Genomic DNA, 19223 nt, shown 5'->3' with positions numbered 1-19223 from the left:
AAACTTTTTAGTTTCTTTTTGAAAGAAACCGAAATTTAATTTTTATTCCTTTTTTTCTTAAATGGAAAAAAAATGATTTGATAGGCTCACTTTTTTAGAAAAATCTCTGTTTTGGGCTCCCATAGCCCATTTTTATGCTTTAATAAAAAGTAACTCTTCACCTCAAAATCAGCACTCAAATCCCGTTCTTTTATAAAATTAAAAACGGAATCAAATTGCTGTTTTTTAACATCCCGAAAAGCTACCGTCATATGCGGATGAAAATTCAAATCACTCAATTCATCTTGGAGAAAAAGATTCCGCTTACAAAATATTCGCAACTCCCTTTGGAATTTAAAAAGCGCTTCTCCTGCTTGAATATCTAAAAATATCACCCGCCTTCGAAATTCATCGGTTCCCCTTACATGAATTGGGAATTGCTCATATTCTTTTGAAAAAGAACTTAATAAAGTCACCAGCTTATCCTCTTTCAATTCATTATATAAAAATGGCATCCTCACCGTAATATGCGGAGGAGATTTAAGGGCATATTTGATTCCAAACGCTTCCCGAATCTCCAACTTCAATTGATGAACTTGGCTTAAGAAATCCAGAGGTGGTAAGATTGCCAGAAAGTATTTTTGCAGCTTTGTCATCTGATCCTTTAGCCAATTAGACCCTGTTTCGGGCAAATTCGTAAAAACAGTTTAATAAACTCAATCATTATTTTAAATTAAGACTCTCAAACGACATTGCGCTATGAAATTTTTCCCAAAAATCATGATTGGTTTGGATTTGACTGAGATGGATGACATCATCATCAAAAAGACCAATATTTTCTTGAAGTTTTTAGGAGTCGAAAAGTGCTATTTTGTTCACGTTTCTCAAAATTTGGCTATCCCTGATGAGGTTCTCAAGCAATATCCAGATTTATTGGCACCAGGGGATGAATCAATTGAGGCCATCATTGAGAAAAAAATCCAAAAACACAATTTTCCTGAAAACGTCGAAGTAGAAATTTTTGCAGAAGAAGGAGATCATCCGCTGGAAACCTTTCTACGCTGGGCTCGAATCAAAAATGTGGATCTGATCATTATGGGCCGCAAAGAGACCTTGGCAGGAAATGGCGTGTTGGCTAATGGAGTTGCTAAAAAAGCACCTTGTTCCGTCATGCTGCTTCAAGAACGAAGACCACCGGGAATTCCAAAACGAATCATGATTCCGACCGACTTCTCCAATCACAATCATTTGATTTATGAATTTGGAGAGCGGATAGCTGACGAATTAAAGGCCCAATTGATCCCCATTCATTGGTATGAGGTACCCTCTGGCTACTCCAAGACAGGAAAATCTTACGAGGAGTTTGCGGATATCATGCTGAAAAATGCCGAGAAGGATTACGAAAAATTTGTTGCGCATCATGACCATCCGGAACTCAAATGTGAGTTTATGTTAGACGATGGTGGAAATCCCGGGGAGCAAATTATGAATATAGCACATCAAATGGATGTGGATATGATCATCATCGGTTCTAGAGGCCGCTCCAAATCAGCTGCTGTCCTGCTCGGGAGTACCGCAGAAAAATTAATTCATGCAAACAATTCCCTGCCGATGATTATTTTCAAAAAGAAGGGAGAAACCATGGGCTTCTTTGAAGCCTTGCTTCGTATTTAATCCTCACGCTCTAGGAAAAAACATGCCTGATCCCCTTTGCCTTCCAAATTATATTGGAGGGCTTTTTTATTAAACTCTTCCAATTCTTCTTTTGAATAATGATCGGCGAGCTTCTCTCCTGATAGCTTAAATTCGTTTTCATAGAGCTTGGACCCCCAAAACTGAAAGCCAGTTGAATCAAAAAGAACTTCTTTTAATCGAAATCCACTGGATGACACCAAAGCCTGGAATCCAGCCAAGCTGGGAATAATTAAGTGACGAGGAGCGTCCAATTGCACCCAGTTCGTTCCAAACTCTTCCCATGCTGCACTTTTGGCCAAAGGAGTGCGGATCAGCACCCTTCCTCCAGGATGAAGAGAATCATAGCACTGCTTCAAAATCTGAGATGGATCATCCAAATGCTCGAAGGAATGATGCATCATAATCACATCAAACTTTTGACTAGCATCTTCCAATTTACCTTTGATCAATTCTAACCCTGGTGCTATGGAAGATGACTCCATCAAAAATGGATCTATTCCTGTCAAATTGGTAAAGCCACCAGCGTGCAATTCGTAAAGCAATTGCCCATTTCCACAGCCCACATCAACGATCGCATCATCAAAGCTTCGGTGGATTTTCTTCAGCCAATAGCCATAGGAAGGACTTTTCCAGGAAATCCCCCAATCCAAAAACATATTCATTCGCAACTTCTTCAAAAAAATCCGAAGTGGATCAGAGAGGACTAAAGCCGAAAAGGAATAATAGCCTCCAGATGAATAATAAGGACTTAGATCATCAGGGATTTCTTTTATCTGTAACGAATTGCAGGAAAGGCATTCTTGATAAACAAACTCTTCCCCAAGGCCAAACATTTTTTCTTGGGCAGTAAATTCTCGAAGGTTTTCCTTTCCACAAAACTTACAGGCATTCATGGATTAATAGGCATTCTCACGGTTGAATAACAACTCATGAACCGTTTTGATCATAATGCCCATATCCAATAAAAATGACCAGTTGTTGATATAAAAAGAATCCAATCTTACTCTCGAACGGATTTGATGCGGATTTTCAATTTCACCCCGATATCCTCTCACCTGCGCAAGTCCAGTAATTCCCGGTCGGATCTTATGCCGTGAATTATAGCGATCAATCTGCTTTTTGAAAGTTTGGTTCATCGGAATAGTGTGGGGACGAGGTCCTACGATCGACATATCTCCCAATAAAACATTGATGAATTGTGGCATCTCATCCAAAGAGGTCGTCCGAAGAAAGGATCCAATACGGGTCACTCGAGGATCTCCTTTTACAGCCTGTACAGTATCCGCATAGTCATTGGGGGTCATAGAACGGAATTTCAAACAGTTGAAAACTTGGTTGTTGACCCCATTTCGCTTTTGAATAAAAAAGATTGGCCCTCTTGATTCCAACTTAATCAAAATTCCCACCAAAGGAATTAGCCAGGAAAGAATAAAGACAATCACCAAACTCGCAAAGACAATATCAAAGGCTCGCTTGGCAAAGCTATTAAAAGCATTATCCAATGGAATTTCATTGACATTGATTACAAAAAAATCTCCATAACGAGAGAAGGAAAGATTCTTCTCCAATTGCAAAGATCCACCGGGAATCATTTTCACCTTAATATAGTGCTCATCCGCAAAGTCAATGACCCGACGAACAAGACTGGGTTCCAACTGCTCGTGGATATAAATCAAATCCAAATCCAATTGAGGTGCCTGCTCGAAAAAGTCATGAATATCTCCACGCGTTTGTTTACAATCTGAAAGGTTATCGAAATACCCCAAAAAGTTGATCCCAAAATCTTTCCGGATTCGAAACACATCTGCCAATTTTGGACTTGTTCCACCTTTCCCGACAATCACAGCATTCCGGTAATTATTACCAAGTGAGCGATAGGACCGTAGGACCATATGAACGCCAACCCGATAACTTCCCATCAATAGCAACATTCCAAAACCCAAGGCCAAAACAGGAATGACTTGAAGTTGAGGGGTATTAAATGGAATCCACAATACTGCGGTAGCACCTACAAACCACAAAACCGTCCCCAATAAATGACGCAGGGTTTGATTGTATTCATCCGTACGGCCAATTCTAAAATCTTTGCGAAGAGACGCAATTAAAACCCATAGAACTGATAGAGGAAAGAGCGCTTCTAAACTCACACCTGAAAAAATTCCAAATTCTTGTAGCAATAGATTACAAAGCAATAATGCAATCCATGAAGCAATAAAATCACTGGCCATAAAGAGCCAAGGAAAATATTTATCAAATCTGCGCTTCATAAAAATCTGATCAAACAGTTCGTTACAAAAATCAGGCTAAGCTACTCATCCAAAGGCTTATCTCGATTTCGAAACCAAAATTAAGAAAAGAATCGTCAAGCATGCTTACTTTTGGCACTAAATTCTGACCGACTGGTATTTTTGTCTATGACGAGATTTCTTCCCAAGATTTTAGCCTCTTCCGATGACCCCGATTCGTTGGGAGCAAAATTTCGAAAAAAAAGACTCGCCTTTTTTGAGAGCTTGTTTTTCAGAAATTTTGACCCAGCCGAACCGACTCGAATCTTAGACGTGGGAGGCACCTCCTATTTTTGGGAAGCCAGCCAACTGATTAATTATCCCAATATCCAGATTACACTTCTCAATCTCCATGAGGAACAATCTGAGATCCCAACTATTCATGGGAAAACCGGTGATGCAACAGCGATGCCTGAATTTGGGGCAAAGGAATTTGACTTGGTTTTTTCCAATTCCGTAATCGAGCATTTATACACTTGGGAAAACCAGCAGAAAATGGCAGAAGAAATCCAGCGAATCGGCAAGCGATACTATGTGCAAACGCCGAATCGTTTCTTCCCTATTGAAGCTCACTACGCTCTCCCTTTTGCTCAATATTGGCCAAAGGGGTTATTGTATCAGACTCTTACAAAAACCCCTTTGAGCCGATTCCGAAAATGGGAGCCCCAAGCAGCCCATCAATACTTGGAAGAAATCAGATTATTGGACGAAAGCGAGATGAAGCGCTTGTTTCCTGAAGGAAAGGTTTACCGAGAAAAATTCCTGGGCATGACCAAATCCATCACGCTTCACAATCTTCTTTAGATTGTAAGCGCTTCTTTTCTGCTCATTAGTTCTTGATGAATTCCATCCCAAAGAACTTTTCTAGCAGCTAAAGCATCTTGAGCCGCTACCCGTGCCTGCTCTACATGCAACTCAGATTCCAAAAGCATTTCGACCATCCTCCAGGCAAGAGGTCCATGTTCCTCCTCATCCAAATGGATATGTCGATCGAAATAATAGGCTAAGGTCTTTAATTCTTCAGGCTGATCTTTCACCAATTCCTGAACCAACATTCTGAACAAGTCTGGAATCAAATCCTCCCTACCCAAGGTAAAAGAAGCTGCTATTTCATGCGGTGCCCCAAAAAGGGCGGTTTGGTAATTTGCCCGAAGAAACTGCTGAACAAAATCAGGAAGCTGGCAAGCCTTCATGGCCTCATCCAGTTTTATTCCCTGAGAAAGCAATTTGGTTAATTGATCAATGGTTTTGGTAGAAGCTCCTGCTTCATGCATCGCTCTTCTATACAGTTCAAAGTGACTGCAAAATCCCCCGCGTCCATCTTCATCACTTTCCTCTGCCAAAACAATATCATTGATCAGTCTTGCCGCCAAGGGATCCTTGGCAGGAAGCCAGGGGAGAGACATGCCTGTCAATCGATGCTGCAGGGCCTTGAGCAAACTCATAAAATCCCAAACTGCAAAAACATGATATTCCATGAAAACCCGAAAGTCTTCCAAATCCTGGAGATTTTGATAGAGTGGATGATTCAATAGCCCTTCTCTTTCCTCCTCAACAGCTGCTATTAATTGTTTTAAAGAATTATTCATACGGATCAGTTTCGAGATGAAACCAATTCATACCGGGGGATTGTTCAAAAAATCTTATTAAAAAAAACTATAGGAAATTATCAATTATCAGCGAACTGCAACTTGACCAAATTAGCGTAAAAACCACCCTCTTTTTCAGCCAAATCGAAGTGGCTTCCTTCTTCCATAATCTTTCCTTCACTGAGGACATAAATTCGATCTACCTTACGAATGGTCGCCAATCGATGCGCAATGATAATTGTCGTTCTCCCTTTCATCAGCTCATCCAGGGCTTCCTGCACCAATGCTTCTGATTCCGCATCCAGAGAAGATGTGGCTTCATCTAAAATCAACAAACTAGGATCCTTCAAAATTGCTCTAGCAATGGCTACCCGCTGTCGCTGACCACCTGAAAGCTTAACTCCCCGTTCGCCGACCAAAGTATTTAGCCCCTCAGGAAACTGAGAAATAAACTGCCAGGCATTTGCTTTTTTAGCAGCTTCGATGATTTCCTCCTCTGTTGCATGTGGTTTTGCATAGGCAATGTTTTCCCGGATACTTCCTCCAAATAAGAGCACCTCCTGCGGAACCATCCCAATATGTCTCCTTAGTTCCTCCAAATCCCAATTCTCCAAAGAAAGGCCGTTAATCCTAATTTCTCCTTTTTCAACATCATAAAAGCGAAGCAAGAGTTGAATGATCGTGGATTTTCCTGCTCCTGAATGCCCGACCAAGGCTACCTTTTCGCCCGGTCTGATTTGAAGTGAAAGTGATTTAAGAACTTCCACCTCGGGTCGAGTCGGGTAATGAAAACTCACTTCCGAGAATACGATATCACCCAAACCTTCCCCTTTTGTACTTCCTTTCGCCTGTTCTTCCTTTTCATCCAAAATTTCCAAAACCCGTTCAGAACTTCCGATCGCTTTTTGGATTTGACTATAAATATCTCCCAAGCCAGCAATGGATCCTCCGATGAAGGTGGTGTATAAGACAAATGAAACCAATTCGCCCACGCTCATTTCTCCTGAAGAAACCAAGCTTGCACCATACCACATGACAGCGACGATTCCTCCAAACAAAGCAAAAATGATAAAGGAGATAAAGCCTCCTCTAAATTTAGCTGTTCGAAGAGCTACCTGCACCACCTTTTCCAAACCGCTTGCATAGCGATTGGATTCATAACTCTCTCCCACAAAAGACTTGACCGTGGTAATGGATTGGAGCGTCTCTTCCACAATCACATTGGCATGAGCCAATTCATCTTGGGTCTTCTTACTAAGTTTCCGAATAAACCGGCCAAAGACCATGGCCAACAAAACAAGCACTGGAAAAGTCCCCAACATAAAAAGGGTCAATTTGGGCGTGGTAAACACCAAAAATCCGATACCAGCAAGTAAGGTTACTACCTGTCGGAAAAGCTCGGCCAAAGTGACTGAAAATGCATCTTGCAAAAGGCTTACATCCGAAGTAATTCTGGAAATCAGCTCACCTGTACGACGCTTGTCAAAGAAAGTCATCGGGAGACGCAGCATCCGACCATACAAAGCCATCCGGATATCCCTCATGGATCGTTCCGAAACCTGAGCAAATAGCCAAACCCTCAAAAAAGAAAAAACACTTTGAACTGCTAAAATCCCCAATAGAATTAGCGCGATGGAATTGATATCATTGACGACCCATTCAGACCCCTGAGCCGTATCTATCAATTTGCCAGCAACATAGGGAAAGGTCAGTAGCGTCAGGGAAGAAAAAAGCAAAAAAACCAGGCCTAAAAAAAAGTACCCTTTATACGGAAGCATAAAGCGGAAGATGCCACCCAGCTTTTCAAAGCTTCTTTTATTTAACTTTCGTTTTTCGTGCTCCTCCAGTGCTCCGCCTCGTTTCTTTGCCATTCCTAAAGATTAATTCAGCCGCAAAAATAGCCTTTTAAATTTAAAATTGGGATTATTCAAAGGTAGACTAGGCAAAGTCTATTTACCCTAGAGAAGCTGATTCGCCAGTTGCTCACCCAAAGCACTTGCATGCTTGAATCCATGACCCGAACAGGAACTCACCATCAAGACCCTACTCATTCCTGGATGTGACTTGATCACAAATTTAGCATCAGGAGTCACTGTGTAAAAACACACCTCACTTCGCAGAATTTCTGGTAACAAACCCTCAAATTTTCCTTCGAGTTTTTCTTTCAGAAAAGTTTGCTGCTCATCTTGACTAACAGTCCGGTTCAAAAAATCCGGGTGAGGTACCGATTCAAATTGTTCAGTAGCAATTTTTACCGTCTCTCCATCCAGGCTTGGAAAGCCATACAAAAAATCAGTTGGGTTTGGTCCATAGCCCCACATAAAAACCGACTTGTTGGCAGCCATGGGACTATCTTTTTTCAATTTCACCCAATGAAGTACCTGTCGGCAAATCTGAAATTGAGATTTCTCCTTTTCATCCAAAAAATCCTTGATCCATCCCCCAGCGGAAACCAAAACTTTTTTTGCCCGAATGGTTTCTTCCCGCAAATCGATCTCCACCCAAGGTCCTTGTTGCCGAAGCTGAGTGACTGGTTGGTGAACGCGAATTTCAGCTCCCTGCTGTACAGCTAAATCCAATTGGGCTCTGATGATTCGATCTGGAAAAGCATAACCTGCCGCAGGTTCAAAATAACCCCTAGCCTCATCTGTCAATTGAAATGCTGGAAATTTCTTCTGAAGGTCTTTCTTCTTTAGAATTTGATGAGAAATCGATTCTGATTCTGCGTAAGATTGGGTTTTATCAAAAAAACTTGATCCACCATATTTGACCCAAGCCTGGGTACCCGATTCAATCAAAAGCCCACCGACGGAATCAAAAAGTTTCTCCTCAGTGATCGCCTCCAGTTCTTTCCAAATTTGTTGAGAACGCTTCGCATAGGTGACATATTCTCGGCCTTCTCCGACCGCAAGACGCGTTATTCGGGTTTCGCCATGGGAAGAACCCATGGTATGAGGCGGATCAAAGCGATCGATGCCCAAAACATTTTTTTCTTGTTTTGATAGAAAGTAAAGAGCGGCAGAGCCTACAGCTCCTAGACCAATCACCGCATAATCTACTTCAAGCATGACCGTTGGTTAGGACTTGCCCATCTGTGCATCAATCAACTCCCGCTTCAACTTTCGCTCCCGCTCCAAGGTGTTCTTGCGATGCTGTTCAAACTCTTCCTGCAAATCCATCAAGTCTTTTTCAGCTCGTTTTATTTTCGAAAAGCTTCTAAAGTACTTAAACGAGAAAAATGCCAAGGCCACAGCAAGAGCCCCTACCAAAATCCACATAAATGTGGAGTATACGGCCTTGTGAATGCCTAATCCCAAAAAGGTGAAATTATCCTTTGCCGCAATGGCCTCTTGTTTTTCAGCCTCGGTTTGATTCAATACTGCTTGAATCGATTGAATGGAATCTTGACGGGACTGGACTTCTTGTTTCATTTCCAAAACCTCACCACGCATGGTTTGGATCGAATCTAAAATATTAGATTTGAGCTGATCAAGATAGCTTCTTCGAACAACTTTGTATTCTTGATAATTATTAGAAACGCGATAGAGGTAATCAAACTGTGAATCGATAGTTCCAGACTGGAGTGATCCTTGCTCTTCGCTAGTTGATTGGGCTGAAAGAGAAATTGAAATCAAGAATAAACAAAGTAGCAGACTACCTTTTAGACTTCTCATGTTAAGTTAGTTTTGGGGATTGTCCTGCAGCATTCAATAAATATGCCTAAGGGCAAATTTAACCTGATTTTTTATGGAAAATATGCTATTCTGAGATTTAGCCATTTTCAGGCTATTTAAGATTTTATCTAAATTCAATTATCGGATTTGAAAAATGCGTACCATTTGTCTACTTCTTTGGCTCTTTAGTTTTTTCCTAGCCCCAATTTTTGCTCAAGAAATATCTGAGGGAAATGGATTGGAACAAGCAATTTCGGCTATAGAGAAAAAGGATTTCGAAAGTGCTTTTTTCCTTTTAGATCAGTGGATAAAAGACCATCCCACCGATGCTTTGGCCTATTGGTACCAAGGACAGGTCTATGAAAATTTTTCAGGATTGAATGAGCCCTTCGCTCTTGAGAATTATAATCAAGCCATCCTGCACGATCCCGAACTGGCCTCTGCCTATTTTAGTAGAGGAAGGTTGTTATTAAAAATGGAACGATTTGGAGAAGCAGCAGAAGATTTTAAAGCCTACCTACGCCTTCCTAAAGGAGAAACATCTCAAATTATTTATAAAAAAAATGCTACCGAGGGAGGTGTTTCGGGGGTCTTCACAGAACAAACGGAAAACAAAGCCCCTATTTTTTACCATTTAGGGCTTTCCTATTTGGGGATGAAAAATTATGAAAAGGCAATCGACTTTTTCAATCAGGCAATTCAACTCAAACCTGAAGCTGATTATTTTGCTGAAAAAGGCCTCGCACTTTGGAACCTTCATAAAAATGAGGATGCTGAAAAGGCATTTATCCAGGCATTGGCATTAAATCCTGAACATTTTCTAGCCAAAGAACGATTAGCCCAAGTTCAGGGAAAAGATCTCGATCAACTTCAGGAACCTTATGATTTGGCTGTCAAAAACAAACCAAATGACCCATTAGTCTGGAAAAAAAGAGGTTTTTATTTTCTAAATCAGGGAAATTTAACTCAAGCAGGAGAAGACTTAAAAATATCGCTTGAATTGGACTCCCAAGATCCTGAAACTTGGTACTATTTAGGAACAGTCGCCAAAAAACAAGGAAACCTGGAAGCCGCGGAGAATTACTTTTCGGAAGGACTTTTTATGGATGAACGAAACCCGGAGCTGCTGTTGTCAAGGGGACAAATTCGCTACCAACAAGAAAACCTGGAGGGTGCCATGGCTGATTTTATTCAATTGGTGGCGGCTGACCCCTCACTTCCTACCGCCTACTACCATCGTGGAATTACCCTGCTAAGAATGAACCGCCAATCGGAAGCTTGCCAAAATCTAAAATTGGCTTCAGATTGGGGAATGGAGGAAGCTAGAATCGTCTTTGAAAAAACTTGTAAGGATTAAAGCTCTCGAGTTGTATCGACCCTAGAAGCAATCCAAGCAGGTCTCCAAGAAGCCAAGAGCGTAATGAAAATGACGGCTACACTAATCCATAAAAAATCGGTCCATACCATTCGGACCGGGTAAGACTCAACGACAGCTGAAGCAATCCCCAGAGATACCAGACCGTAGCTTTCTTGAATCCACACAATCAAAAAGCCCAAAATCAAACCCACCAAAGCGCCACTGACTGCAATGAGAGCTCCTTGCTTTAGGAAAATTGCCCGAATCAACTGATCCTTGGCTCCCATGGCCTTTAGTATTGCAATATCCTTTTTCTTCTCAATGGCCAACATGCTGAGGGAAAAGAAAATATTGAAGGAGGCGATGGCAAGGATGAAGGTAAGGGTCAGAAAAACGAACAGCTTCTCTAACTTGACAGTCCGCAACAAATCAGCATGTTGCTCATCGGTATTTTTGACAGAAAATTCCGGTCCCAAATGCTGTTGAAGATTTCGCTGGACCTCCTGAATACCAAACCCTTCGGCGACTTTAATTTCCAAGGAGGTTCGTTTTCTTCCATAATCTAAAAGATCCCTGGTGAAATGTAGCGGGGCGATGACATACTCATCGTCAAATTGTCGTTCTACTGAAAAGAATGCCACTGGCTCTAAAGAAGCTGAGCTATATAATTGATTTGGATTGAGGGTAGCGGCACTTTTTGGGGCTCTTGGATAATATACCTTTAGGGGAACATTGATATCCTTCAAATTAACAGAAAGAAAAAAACCAACCCCCCGACCCAAAATAGCTCCTGGTCTTAAATCCGTCCCAAGGGTAGTATCACCCCAAAAATAGCCCTTTGAAAAGCGTTCCTGCTGTAAAAAATTATCGGACACCCCTTTGATCGTAGCGACTAATTGATTTCCGTTATAATCAAACAAGGCGTGATCCTCGATAACTTCCGTCAAAATCGCTACTCCCTCCACCTTCCGTATTTCATCAAGCCATTCCGGGGATGTTTCAAAACTTTTCCCCATCACCGTCTCGACCTTGAGTTCGGCATCAAAACTTGCAAAAAGTCCACGAATCAAATCCTCCAACCCATTGAAAACAGACATCACAATAACCAAAGCCATCGTTCCGACCGCCACACCAATCATGGAGATTGTCGATAGAACAGTAATAAAATTTCGTTTTTTCTTACTGCGGAAATAACGGGCCGCTATGAAATAGCTGAGATTCAAGAAATCAAGGAGTTAAATATCTTCTTCTTCATCCTCTTCCGAAGCAGGAGGAATATCCAAGTTTGAAATTACCTGATCCATATGCTGCGCATAGGCAGCCGAATCGTCTGGGAAAAATGCCAATTCAGGAATAATCCGAACAGATTTTCCGATTCTTTTTGCCAAATGATGGCGAATTTCCTTTTTATGCTCCTGAATCAACTCATAGGTTGCCTGTGTATCTGCAAGCAAAAAACTGAGGTAAATCTTTGCCACACTCAAGTCAGGGCTGACAAAAACCCGAGTAACGGTTACCATCGCCTTCCCAACAAGATGCTTGGCTTCTTTTTGGAAAATTTCCCCAATCTCCTTTTGAAGGAGTTTTGCATGTTTTTGTTGTCTTTTACTTTCCATTTGAAGTATTTATGGTACAAATTTAGCGAAATACTTGGGCAAGCTTTAATTTCGGGCCTAAGCCTAAACAGATCCACCTACCTTGTTTCAATTTTTCAAAGTAAACGATCCTTTTCGAATCATTGGTGTAGTCTTTTTCCTACTCCTTTGGTCAGTCCTTTATTTGTTCTTTTCGAGTGATGTCCCTACGAATGCCCAACTGACCTGGATGCTTTTAGGGGAACGACTTTCGGAAGGGGCTTTGCTTTACCAAGAAGTTTTAGATGACACCGCTCCCCTTTCCGCAGGTGTCTTTATGTGGATCGATTGGTTATTTGGAAGAAACTTGCTGGTCTATGAGCTCCTGGGCCGTCTCTTGATTATTTTTCAAGTGATTCATTGGAACCGTACGATGATCCGATACCGGGTGTTCAGTGAAAACACCTATTTACCAGCCATTATCCTACTTTCTCTTTTTCATCTCAGTTTTGACATGCTTAGCCTCAACCCTGCGTTGATGGGAAGTACCTTTTTAGTTTTGGCCTTGTCCCAGCTTTTTTCACAAACCGTACTTCAAACAGAAAGTAGCGAATCTACTTTGTTGATTGGGATTTATGGAGGATTAGCAACTGGTTTTCATTCGGTCTACATATTTTTTCTTCCTTTTGTAATTGTTGTAGGAATTGCCATCAGTGGCTTTTCATTTCGACAGTTAATGCTTTCCCTGGCAGGCTATTTCCTTCCACTTTTACTGATTTCAGTTTATTATTTCTGGATGGATGGATTGGAAGATTTTTTGGGGATTTGGCCGCTGATCTTTCAGTCCAAACCTTATAATTACCAGCCGCTGAACTGGGTAGGCATCCTTTTGGCTTTCCCGTTCCTATTGTCATTTTTAGGGTATTTCATTGGGTCAATAGCCTCTTCCGCGACTATCAACCAACAAAAGCAGCGGCAAATCATGATATTTTGGCTTCTGTTCGCAGCTGTTTCGCTATACTTTTCAAGAAAACAAGCCATGTTTCAAGTGGTAATTATTTTTCCAGCACTGAGCTACCTTATTACCCGATTCTTCTTAGTGATACAAAAAAAGATCATTCTTCAATTGGCCTTTTTCACCCTTATCGTTATCGTCCCATTAGGTAGTTGGGGCTATTTTGCAAATAATGAGGCTTTTCAAAAAAATTATAGGGTTCAGCCTTATTCCAAATCCTTAGACCCTGGAAAATCCATCCAGGTTCTTGGAGAGGAAATGGGTCCTTACCTCAATCATCGATTAGGAGGACCATTTTTAAACTATCATCTAAGCAAAGTCTATTTGGACCAGGAGAAAAATTTACGGCAACGAGTCCGTCTTTTTGAGTTGATTCATTCTCAACAACCCCAGCTTGTCCTCGATCCAAATGGAGACTTTAAGCGCTTATTAGAAGAATATCCTGAGCTACAACGTAATTATCAGCTTGGTAGTCCTGGAATTTTTGAATGGAAATAAATTTTCCTCAAATAGAAAAACAACTCCATTCCTCATGAAAAAATCCTCTTTGTTGTTGAATCTAATTTTATTGATTTCTACAGGGTTAAAAAACAAAAAAACCGCTCTTAAATAAAATAAAAGCGGTTTTTTAGAATTTATAAATTAGGAAATTAGGATACTTTTTTCGCCTCTTTCTCTTTGTCCATCTCTCGCTTCATCAAATCTACTACGATAGGAGTAGCGATATAAATGGATGAATAAGTACCTACCAAAATACCGATGAACAAGGCAAATGAGAATCCTCTCAACACCTCTCCACCGAATACAAGAAGTACAATCACCACAATCAAAGTCGTAAAGGAAGTAATCAAAGTACGTCCCAATGTCAGGTTAATGGCCTCATTGAAGATGCTGACCAATTTGCCTGTTCCTCGAAGTTCAATATTTTCTCGAATTCGGTCGAACACGATCACGGTATCGTTAATGGAGTAACCGATAACGGTCAATACCGCAGCGATAAATACCTGATCAATTTCGAAGGTCGCTCCAAAAGCAGATGCAATGGCAAAGGCTGCAATCACAAACAAAGTATCGTGAATCAAGGCAATGATAGATGCCAAGGAGAACTGCCACTTTCTGAAACGCACCAAGATATACAAGAAGATAGCGATTAGGGCTACTACCATCGCTTCCAAGGAGGAAGTCTTGATATCATCTGCCACCGTTGCACCAACTTTCGAAGATCCTGTAATTGCAAACTGACCTGCTTGCAAATTTTCAGCATCATCCGTGAAAGTAAACCCTGTAACCGTTGCAATTCCTTCTTTAACCTTCTGTTCAACTTCTAAGTTAGAAGCATCGTCATCTTCATTGATCAAATAGGATGTGGTTACTTTGAGCACATTGTTGGCACCATAGGTTTTCACTTCTACCGAACCATCAAATTCTCCATCCAATCCAACTTTCAACTCAGAAGGGACTACTGCCTCTTCAAAAGCAACGATGTAAGATCGACCTCCTGTAAAATCTACACCAAACTTAAGTCCATTGACAGCCGCGATTCCCAATCCAAGAATTATAATTCCAGAAGAGATCAGGTAGGCCACCTTACGCTTGCTCAAGAAATCAAAACTGATTTTAGAAAGCGCATTTTTGGCAAAAGGAGAGGCAAAGCTAATGGAGCTCTGATCGCCTTTCTTACTCATCCAGGAAACAATCACTCGGGTGATGAATACCGCTGAGAAGAAAGAGGAGGCAATACCAATCATCAATACGATGGCAAACCCTTTAACTGGACCCTGACCCAAAGCATACAAAATTGCACCAGTCAAGAAGGTTGTTACGTTGGAGTCCAAAATTGCAGAGAATGCTTTGTTATATCCTGCACTGATGGATGAAATCAAACCAACACCATTTCGAAGTTCTTCTTTGATTCGTTCAAAGATTAGAACGTTCGCATCAATTGACATACCAATGGTCAATACGATACCGGCGATACCTGGCAAGGTCAAAGCAGTACCCAACTGAGCCAAAATTCCAAGGATAAAGAAGATGTTGAACACCAAGGCTGCGATTGCAACCAATCCACCCTTAGCATAGTAAGCCACCATGAAAAGCACTACCAATACCAAACCGGCAACCATGGAAATAATACCCTGACTTTGAGCTTCCTTACCCAAAGTAGGACCAATGATACTTTCTTCTACGATTTGTGTAGGTGCTGGAAGAGAACCTGATTTTAGAATGTTTGCTAAATCTTGTGCTTCCTGCAAAGTGAATGTTCCAGAAATTTCAGATTGTCCTGTTGGAATTTCACCATTTACAACTGGTGCTGTGTAAACATAATCATCCAACACTACGGCAATACGACGGCCTACATTGGCAGCCGTGATACTTCTCCACTTTCGAGCACCTTCGGCATTCATTTGCATGGAAACGGCAGGTCTGGATGTTTGATCCAATACCTGTCTTGCATCGGTAACTACATCACCTTCCAAAGGAGCCTGATCAGAACCTCTAGGGGTCTTGATAGCATATAATTCAAGAATTTCAAGGTCTGTTCCTTCTGGAGTAACTGGCTTAACTCCCCACAATAATTTAATATCTCTTGGAAGAAGGGATTTGTAGTCAGGGTTATTCAAGATTCGGTTGATAACGACAGTATCCCGAACTTGATATGCCAATCCATAATTTGCTTGGATCAAGCTGTAAAGTGGAGAAATATCATTGGATTGATTCAATGGATCGATTTGCTCCAATTGCTTTTCCAAGGCCATACGCAAAGAATCTTCTTCGGACATATTTTCCATAGAAACGGAATCCTGCGCAGTGTCATTTGCTCCTTGGTTATCTGCAACCCAAGCTGCATTGATAGCATCGATTGCTCCACCGATTTCATTTACTTCTGCTACTTCCCAAAATTGAAGCTTAGCCACACCTTGCAACAATTTCCGTACACGCTCTTGGTTATCCACTCCAGGCAATTCCACCTGAATTCGGCCTGTACCCTGAATTCGCTGAATATTTGGCTGCGAAGTTCCAAATCGGTCGATACGAGTTCTTAGGATGTTGAAAGAACGCTCGATTGCATTTTCTACCTCGGTATCGATAATGTCCAAGATCTCTGCATCAGAGGATTCTAAAGAAATTCTTCCTCTATTTGCTGCAGTGGCAAAAATGCTACTCAGGTTTTTCCCAGGATTATTTTGCTGCCAAGCAGTATAAAACAGGTTTACAAACTTATCGGTAGAAGTTTTGGATGCAATTCTAGCGTCTTCTACAGACTGATTGAAACCTTCATCTTTTGGATTACCAGCCAAGCCTTTTACGATTTCTACTGGAGAAACTTCCAGGGTAACGTGCATACCTCCTTGAAGGTCTAGACCTAGACCTAGTTCAGTTTCTTTAATTTCTTGATAGGTGAAGTCCGCACCCAAGAAATTGTAAACAGGCTCTCTCCAGATTGAATCGAGATAGCCTCTTCTTTTGACAAAGTCTATGTTGCCAGTGGCATCGGTGGCATATTCAGTAGCTTGCTGCTGAATGCCATTTGAAACAAATGTGAATGACAGATAATACAGACATAGCGCTGTAATGATTACTGTCAAAAACACAACGACTCCTTTGTTTTGCATTGTATTATTGAATTTGAAATTTGATTTTTAGAAATAAGAAGTAACACAGGACCTAAATTTGGCCTGCATAGAAATAGATTCGAAAAATTGGAAAAGGACTAGGGCCCTTGCGTAGAAATGATCCGCTCAAAAAGAATCTGAACCAGCTGATTGGACTGGGGAATGGATACAGACGAAACCACATAGGTACGTGGCTCAAAACTTATTAAATCATAAATGAAATAGAGTGCCGTCTGTGTGAGTTGCAATGCAAAAGGAACAACAGCATCAACTGCCAAGCTAATCACTGTATGATTACCTGATTCCGAAGCTTGCTGTTGCTCGATTTTTTGGGGTTCTTGATCTGCAACGTATTCAACAGAGGCCACAAAAAAGCAAAGCAACATTGCCAAGACTAGGGTAAGTCTTCGCTGCCATAGGTTATTTTTGTTGCTTTTTGGTCTCATGGAGCGCAAATATAGAAATAATTTTTTTCCAAGAACCAAACTGTCAAGTCGTTTGGGAGGATTTCGCACGAAGGTAGGCTCGGATGACTTCTAGCCCTCTATCAAAATTGTGATTGTTCGGGATAATTAAATCCGCATCGTTTTTAAAGGGCTTGATGTACTTTTCATAGGTAGGCATGACATGCATCTCATAGCGATACAACACATCATCCAAGTCATATCCTCGCTCTACTTTATCACGGATGATCCGGCGCTTGAGTTTGATATGATCTTTGGCATCAATGAAAACTTTCAAATCCAATAAGTCAGACAATTCAGGATAGTACAACACGAATATGCCCTCCACAACGATCACAGGAGCAGGCTGAAAGGCAAGCATTTTGGGCTTTTTCGCCGCATTATTAAACGTATATTCTTCCCGGTAAACAGTTTCTCCCTTTTGAATTTTTCGAATATCATTCGCATAGGCTTCAAAATCGATACTTTGAGGAGTGTCGAAATTATGAATTCCCTGTGCATCAATAGGTTGTAGATGCCGCGGCTTGTAATAATTATCCTGGGAGATCAGGCAAACTTCACCCGGCTCAAAACTTCCTAAAAGTCTTTCCAAGAATAGTGTTTTTCCAGATGCTGAGCCGCCGGTAATCCCAACGATGAAAGGCCTTCCCATGGGTTTGAATTTGCTTACAAGTTTAGGAATTTTTCTGCTTTAAAAAGTCTACTAATTGGGCTACCGCTTTTCCTCGATGGGAAATTTTGTTCTTTTCTTCCATGCTGAGCTCCGCAAAAGTTTCTTTTTTTCCCTCGGCTACAAAAATAGGATCATACCCAAACCCTTTTGTTCCCCTTCGTTGATCAATGATCTCCCCTTTTGCTACTCCTTCAAAAGCATAAGCTTCTCCCTCTAATAACAAAGCGATTACCGTTCGAAATTGTGCTTTTCGATTTGATATACCTTCTAGGTTTTTCAAAAGAAGATCCACATTCCGCTCGTCAGAGCGGGGTTCTCCTGCATACCTTCCGGAATATACCCCAGGGGCACCGTTCAATGCTTCCACCTCCAAGCCGGTATCATCTGCGAAACAATCCACCCCATAATGATCCCTCACGTATTGAGCTTTTTGAAAAGCATTATGGTCCAGGGTATCTCCCGTCTCAGGGAGCTCCTCCAAACAACCAATATCACGGAGGGAAAGAATTTCTATTCTTCCACCCAAAGCGGCTTTTACTTCCTCTATTTTTTTGGGATTATTGGTGGCAAAGCAAATTTTCATGTGTCAAAATTAGGGAATTCCACCCGAAAATTCCTGAAGGCTTTTTCGGAGACTCCCTTGCCAATCCCTTTCTATCGGCTATCTTCAACCAAGGTTTTTTATAAACAGTATGAAAAAAATTACGATTTATTGTGGTTCCAGAAAAGGAAACTCTTCTGTCTACGAATCAGCGGTTCGAGCCTTAGCTCAAGAAATGATTCAGCGGGATCTATCTTTAGTCTATGGGGCCGGAAGAGTGGGGCTTATGGGTGTAATTGCCGATGAAATGCTGTCAGCAGGAAAAGAGGTTCTCGGTGTTATCCCACAGAAATTAGTAGATAGGGAAGTGGCCCATTCCGGATGCACAGAATTGATCATCGTGGAAACGATGCGGGACAGAAAGTGGCTAATGGCCGAGCGAGGGGATGGATTTATTGCCATGCCAGGTGGAATTGGGACCTTGGAGGAACTTTTTGAAATTATGACGCTAAACCAGCTCCATTACATCCAAAAACCTTTGGCGCTCTATAACGTGAATGGCTACTTTGATAAACTTATTGACTTCCTAAATGAAGCCAAAGCGGAAGGGTTTTTGTATCCAGAGCAGGAAGAGCTGGTAATCATTTCTGATGATCCAGTTGACTTGTTGGATCAAATGGCAGCCTATCAAGCGAAACGGCCCGCAGATTGGTAAATCTAAAAACCCTAAAATAAAATTTGGCAAAACTGATCCGATCTCCTG

The 19223-nt window shown here is 41.3% G+C and carries 18 protein-coding genes; 5 read left to right on the top strand and 13 right to left on the bottom strand.

Features of this window, described 5'->3' with window-relative positions; genetic code table 11:
* Positions 1 to 86 precede the first annotated feature (86 nt).
* The gene (locus tag HWE15_RS12925; protein WP_290507958.1) at positions 87 to 635 is read right to left on the bottom strand and encodes a 2'-5' RNA ligase family protein; all 549 of its coding nucleotides are present in this window, start codon (positions 633 to 635) and stop codon (positions 87 to 89) included.
* Positions 636 to 738: 103 nt separating this feature from the next.
* On the opposite strand from HWE15_RS12925, the gene HWE15_RS12920 reads away from it, so the two are divergent.
* Positions 739 to 1653, top strand: a complete 915-nt coding sequence (locus HWE15_RS12920) for a universal stress protein (RefSeq protein WP_290507957.1) — start codon at positions 739 to 741, stop codon at positions 1651 to 1653.
* Here the strand turns inward: HWE15_RS12920 and HWE15_RS12915 are convergent.
* Together HWE15_RS12915 and HWE15_RS12910 are read right to left on the bottom strand one after the other, a co-directional pair.
* Positions 1650 to 2567 carry a class I SAM-dependent methyltransferase gene (locus tag HWE15_RS12915; protein ID WP_290507956.1) on the bottom strand — a complete coding sequence of 306 codons (918 nt, stop codon included), beginning with the start codon at positions 2565 to 2567 and terminating at the stop codon, positions 1650 to 1652. The genes HWE15_RS12920 and HWE15_RS12915 overlap by 4 nt on opposite strands.
* Before the next feature lie 3 nt (positions 2568 to 2570).
* On the bottom strand, positions 2571 to 3941 hold the full coding sequence (locus HWE15_RS12910) for an exopolysaccharide biosynthesis polyprenyl glycosylphosphotransferase (protein ID WP_290507955.1): 1371 nt from the start codon (positions 3939 to 3941) through the stop codon (positions 2571 to 2573).
* Positions 3942 to 4088: 147 nt separating this feature from the next.
* Here HWE15_RS12910 and HWE15_RS12905 point away from each other — a divergent pair, with 147 nt between their 5' ends.
* A complete protein-coding gene (locus HWE15_RS12905; RefSeq protein ID WP_290507954.1) occupies positions 4089 to 4763 on the top strand; it encodes a class I SAM-dependent methyltransferase in 675 nt (224 codons plus the stop codon).
* Here the strand turns inward: HWE15_RS12905 and HWE15_RS12900 are convergent.
* The 4 genes from HWE15_RS12900 to HWE15_RS12885 form a co-directional block, all read right to left on the bottom strand.
* A complete protein-coding gene (locus tag HWE15_RS12900; RefSeq protein ID WP_290507953.1) occupies positions 4760 to 5548 on the bottom strand; it encodes a DUF3050 domain-containing protein in 789 nt (262 codons plus the stop codon). The genes HWE15_RS12905 and HWE15_RS12900 overlap by 4 nt on opposite strands.
* A gap of 80 nt (positions 5549 to 5628) precedes the next feature.
* A complete protein-coding gene (locus HWE15_RS12895; RefSeq protein WP_290507952.1) occupies positions 5629 to 7419 on the bottom strand; it encodes an ABC transporter transmembrane domain-containing protein in 1791 nt (596 codons plus the stop codon).
* An 87-nt stretch (positions 7420 to 7506) separates the two neighbouring features.
* Positions 7507 to 8616, bottom strand: coding sequence for an N-methyl-L-tryptophan oxidase (gene solA, locus HWE15_RS12890; RefSeq protein WP_290507951.1), 1110 nt, complete (start codon positions 8614 to 8616; stop codon positions 7507 to 7509).
* Positions 8617 to 8625: 9 nt separating this feature from the next.
* Entirely contained in the window at positions 8626 to 9222 is a 597-nt protein-coding gene (locus HWE15_RS12885) for a hypothetical protein (RefSeq protein WP_290507950.1), read from the bottom strand.
* 154 nt (positions 9223 to 9376) lie between these two features.
* Between HWE15_RS12885 and HWE15_RS12880 the strand changes: the two genes are divergently transcribed.
* Complete coding sequence (locus HWE15_RS12880; RefSeq protein ID WP_290507949.1) at positions 9377 to 10579, top strand: tetratricopeptide repeat protein; 1203 nt, start codon at positions 9377 to 9379, stop codon at positions 10577 to 10579.
* On the opposite strand, the gene HWE15_RS12875 is transcribed toward HWE15_RS12880, so the two are convergent.
* A complete protein-coding gene (locus HWE15_RS12875; protein WP_290507948.1) occupies positions 10576 to 11802 on the bottom strand; it encodes an FtsX-like permease family protein in 1227 nt (408 codons plus the stop codon). The genes HWE15_RS12880 and HWE15_RS12875 overlap by 4 nt on opposite strands.
* Before the next feature lie 12 nt (positions 11803 to 11814).
* Positions 11815 to 12195, bottom strand: a complete 381-nt coding sequence (rbfA, locus tag HWE15_RS12870) for a 30S ribosome-binding factor RbfA (protein WP_290507947.1) — start codon at positions 12193 to 12195, stop codon at positions 11815 to 11817.
* A gap of 82 nt (positions 12196 to 12277) precedes the next feature.
* Here rbfA and HWE15_RS12865 point away from each other — a divergent pair, with 82 nt between their 5' ends.
* The gene (locus tag HWE15_RS12865) at positions 12278 to 13666 is read left to right on the top strand and encodes a hypothetical protein (RefSeq protein ID WP_290507946.1); all 1389 of its coding nucleotides are present in this window, start codon (positions 12278 to 12280) and stop codon (positions 13664 to 13666) included.
* A 152-nt stretch (positions 13667 to 13818) separates the two neighbouring features.
* On the opposite strand, the gene secDF is transcribed toward HWE15_RS12865, so the two are convergent.
* The 4 genes from secDF to HWE15_RS12845 form a co-directional block, all read right to left on the bottom strand.
* Positions 13819 to 16782, bottom strand: coding sequence for a protein translocase subunit SecDF (gene secDF, locus HWE15_RS12860; protein WP_290507945.1), 2964 nt, complete (start codon positions 16780 to 16782; stop codon positions 13819 to 13821).
* A 98-nt stretch (positions 16783 to 16880) separates the two neighbouring features.
* Positions 16881 to 17228 (bottom strand): hypothetical protein, encoded by a 348-nt coding sequence (locus tag HWE15_RS12855; RefSeq protein WP_290507944.1) that lies wholly within the window; start codon positions 17226 to 17228, stop codon positions 16881 to 16883.
* A 43-nt stretch (positions 17229 to 17271) separates the two neighbouring features.
* Positions 17272 to 17898: a uridine kinase gene (locus HWE15_RS12850; RefSeq protein WP_290507943.1), complete on the bottom strand. Its 627-nt coding sequence runs from the start codon at positions 17896 to 17898 to the stop codon at positions 17272 to 17274.
* A 22-nt stretch (positions 17899 to 17920) separates the two neighbouring features.
* Positions 17921 to 18502, bottom strand: coding sequence for a non-canonical purine NTP diphosphatase (locus tag HWE15_RS12845; RefSeq protein WP_290507942.1), 582 nt, complete (start codon positions 18500 to 18502; stop codon positions 17921 to 17923).
* 109 nt (positions 18503 to 18611) lie between these two features.
* On the opposite strand from HWE15_RS12845, the gene HWE15_RS12840 reads away from it, so the two are divergent.
* Positions 18612 to 19175 (top strand): TIGR00730 family Rossman fold protein, encoded by a 564-nt coding sequence (locus HWE15_RS12840; RefSeq protein ID WP_290507941.1) that lies wholly within the window; start codon positions 18612 to 18614, stop codon positions 19173 to 19175.
* The last annotated feature ends 48 nt before the right edge of the window (positions 19176 to 19223 follow it).

The organism is Algoriphagus sp. (assembly GCF_013373065.1).
Taxonomy (GTDB): domain Bacteria; phylum Bacteroidota; class Bacteroidia; order Cytophagales; family Cyclobacteriaceae; genus Algoriphagus.
This window is presented reverse-complemented; position numbering and strand designations above follow the sequence as displayed.

Bases quoted from the DNA above. Each gene is read 5' to 3' on its own strand.
- HWE15_RS12925 (WP_290507958.1), bottom strand. From the start codon at position 635: ATGACAAAGCTGCAAAAATACTTTCTGGCAATCTTACCACCTCTGGAT.
- HWE15_RS12920 (WP_290507957.1), top strand. From the start codon at position 739: ATGAAATTTTTCCCAAAAATCATGATTGGTTTGGATTTGACTGAGATG.
- HWE15_RS12915 (WP_290507956.1), bottom strand. From the start codon at position 2,567: ATGAATGCCTGTAAGTTTTGTGGAAAGGAAAACCTTCGAGAATTTACT.
- HWE15_RS12910 (WP_290507955.1), bottom strand. From the start codon at position 3,941: ATGAAGCGCAGATTTGATAAATATTTTCCTTGGCTCTTTATGGCCAGT.
- HWE15_RS12905 (WP_290507954.1), top strand. From the start codon at position 4,089: ATGACGAGATTTCTTCCCAAGATTTTAGCCTCTTCCGATGACCCCGAT.
- HWE15_RS12900 (WP_290507953.1), bottom strand. From the start codon at position 5,548: ATGAATAATTCTTTAAAACAATTAATAGCAGCTGTTGAGGAGGAAAGA.
- HWE15_RS12895 (WP_290507952.1), bottom strand. From the start codon at position 7,419: ATGGCAAAGAAACGAGGCGGAGCACTGGAGGAGCACGAAAAACGAAAG.
- solA (WP_290507951.1), bottom strand. From the start codon at position 8,616: ATGCTTGAAGTAGATTATGCGGTGATTGGTCTAGGAGCTGTAGGCTCT.
- HWE15_RS12885 (WP_290507950.1), bottom strand. From the start codon at position 9,222: ATGAGAAGTCTAAAAGGTAGTCTGCTACTTTGTTTATTCTTGATTTCA.
- HWE15_RS12880 (WP_290507949.1), top strand. From the start codon at position 9,377: ATGCGTACCATTTGTCTACTTCTTTGGCTCTTTAGTTTTTTCCTAGCC.
- rbfA (WP_290507947.1), bottom strand. From the start codon at position 12,195: ATGGAAAGTAAAAGACAACAAAAACATGCAAAACTCCTTCAAAAGGAG.
- secDF (WP_290507945.1), bottom strand. From the start codon at position 16,782: ATGCAAAACAAAGGAGTCGTTGTGTTTTTGACAGTAATCATTACAGCG.
- HWE15_RS12855 (WP_290507944.1), bottom strand. From the start codon at position 17,228: ATGAGACCAAAAAGCAACAAAAATAACCTATGGCAGCGAAGACTTACC.
- HWE15_RS12850 (WP_290507943.1), bottom strand. From the start codon at position 17,898: ATGGGAAGGCCTTTCATCGTTGGGATTACCGGCGGCTCAGCATCTGGA.
- HWE15_RS12845 (WP_290507942.1), bottom strand. From the start codon at position 18,502: ATGAAAATTTGCTTTGCCACCAATAATCCCAAAAAAATAGAGGAAGTA.
- HWE15_RS12840 (WP_290507941.1), top strand. From the start codon at position 18,612: ATGAAAAAAATTACGATTTATTGTGGTTCCAGAAAAGGAAACTCTTCT.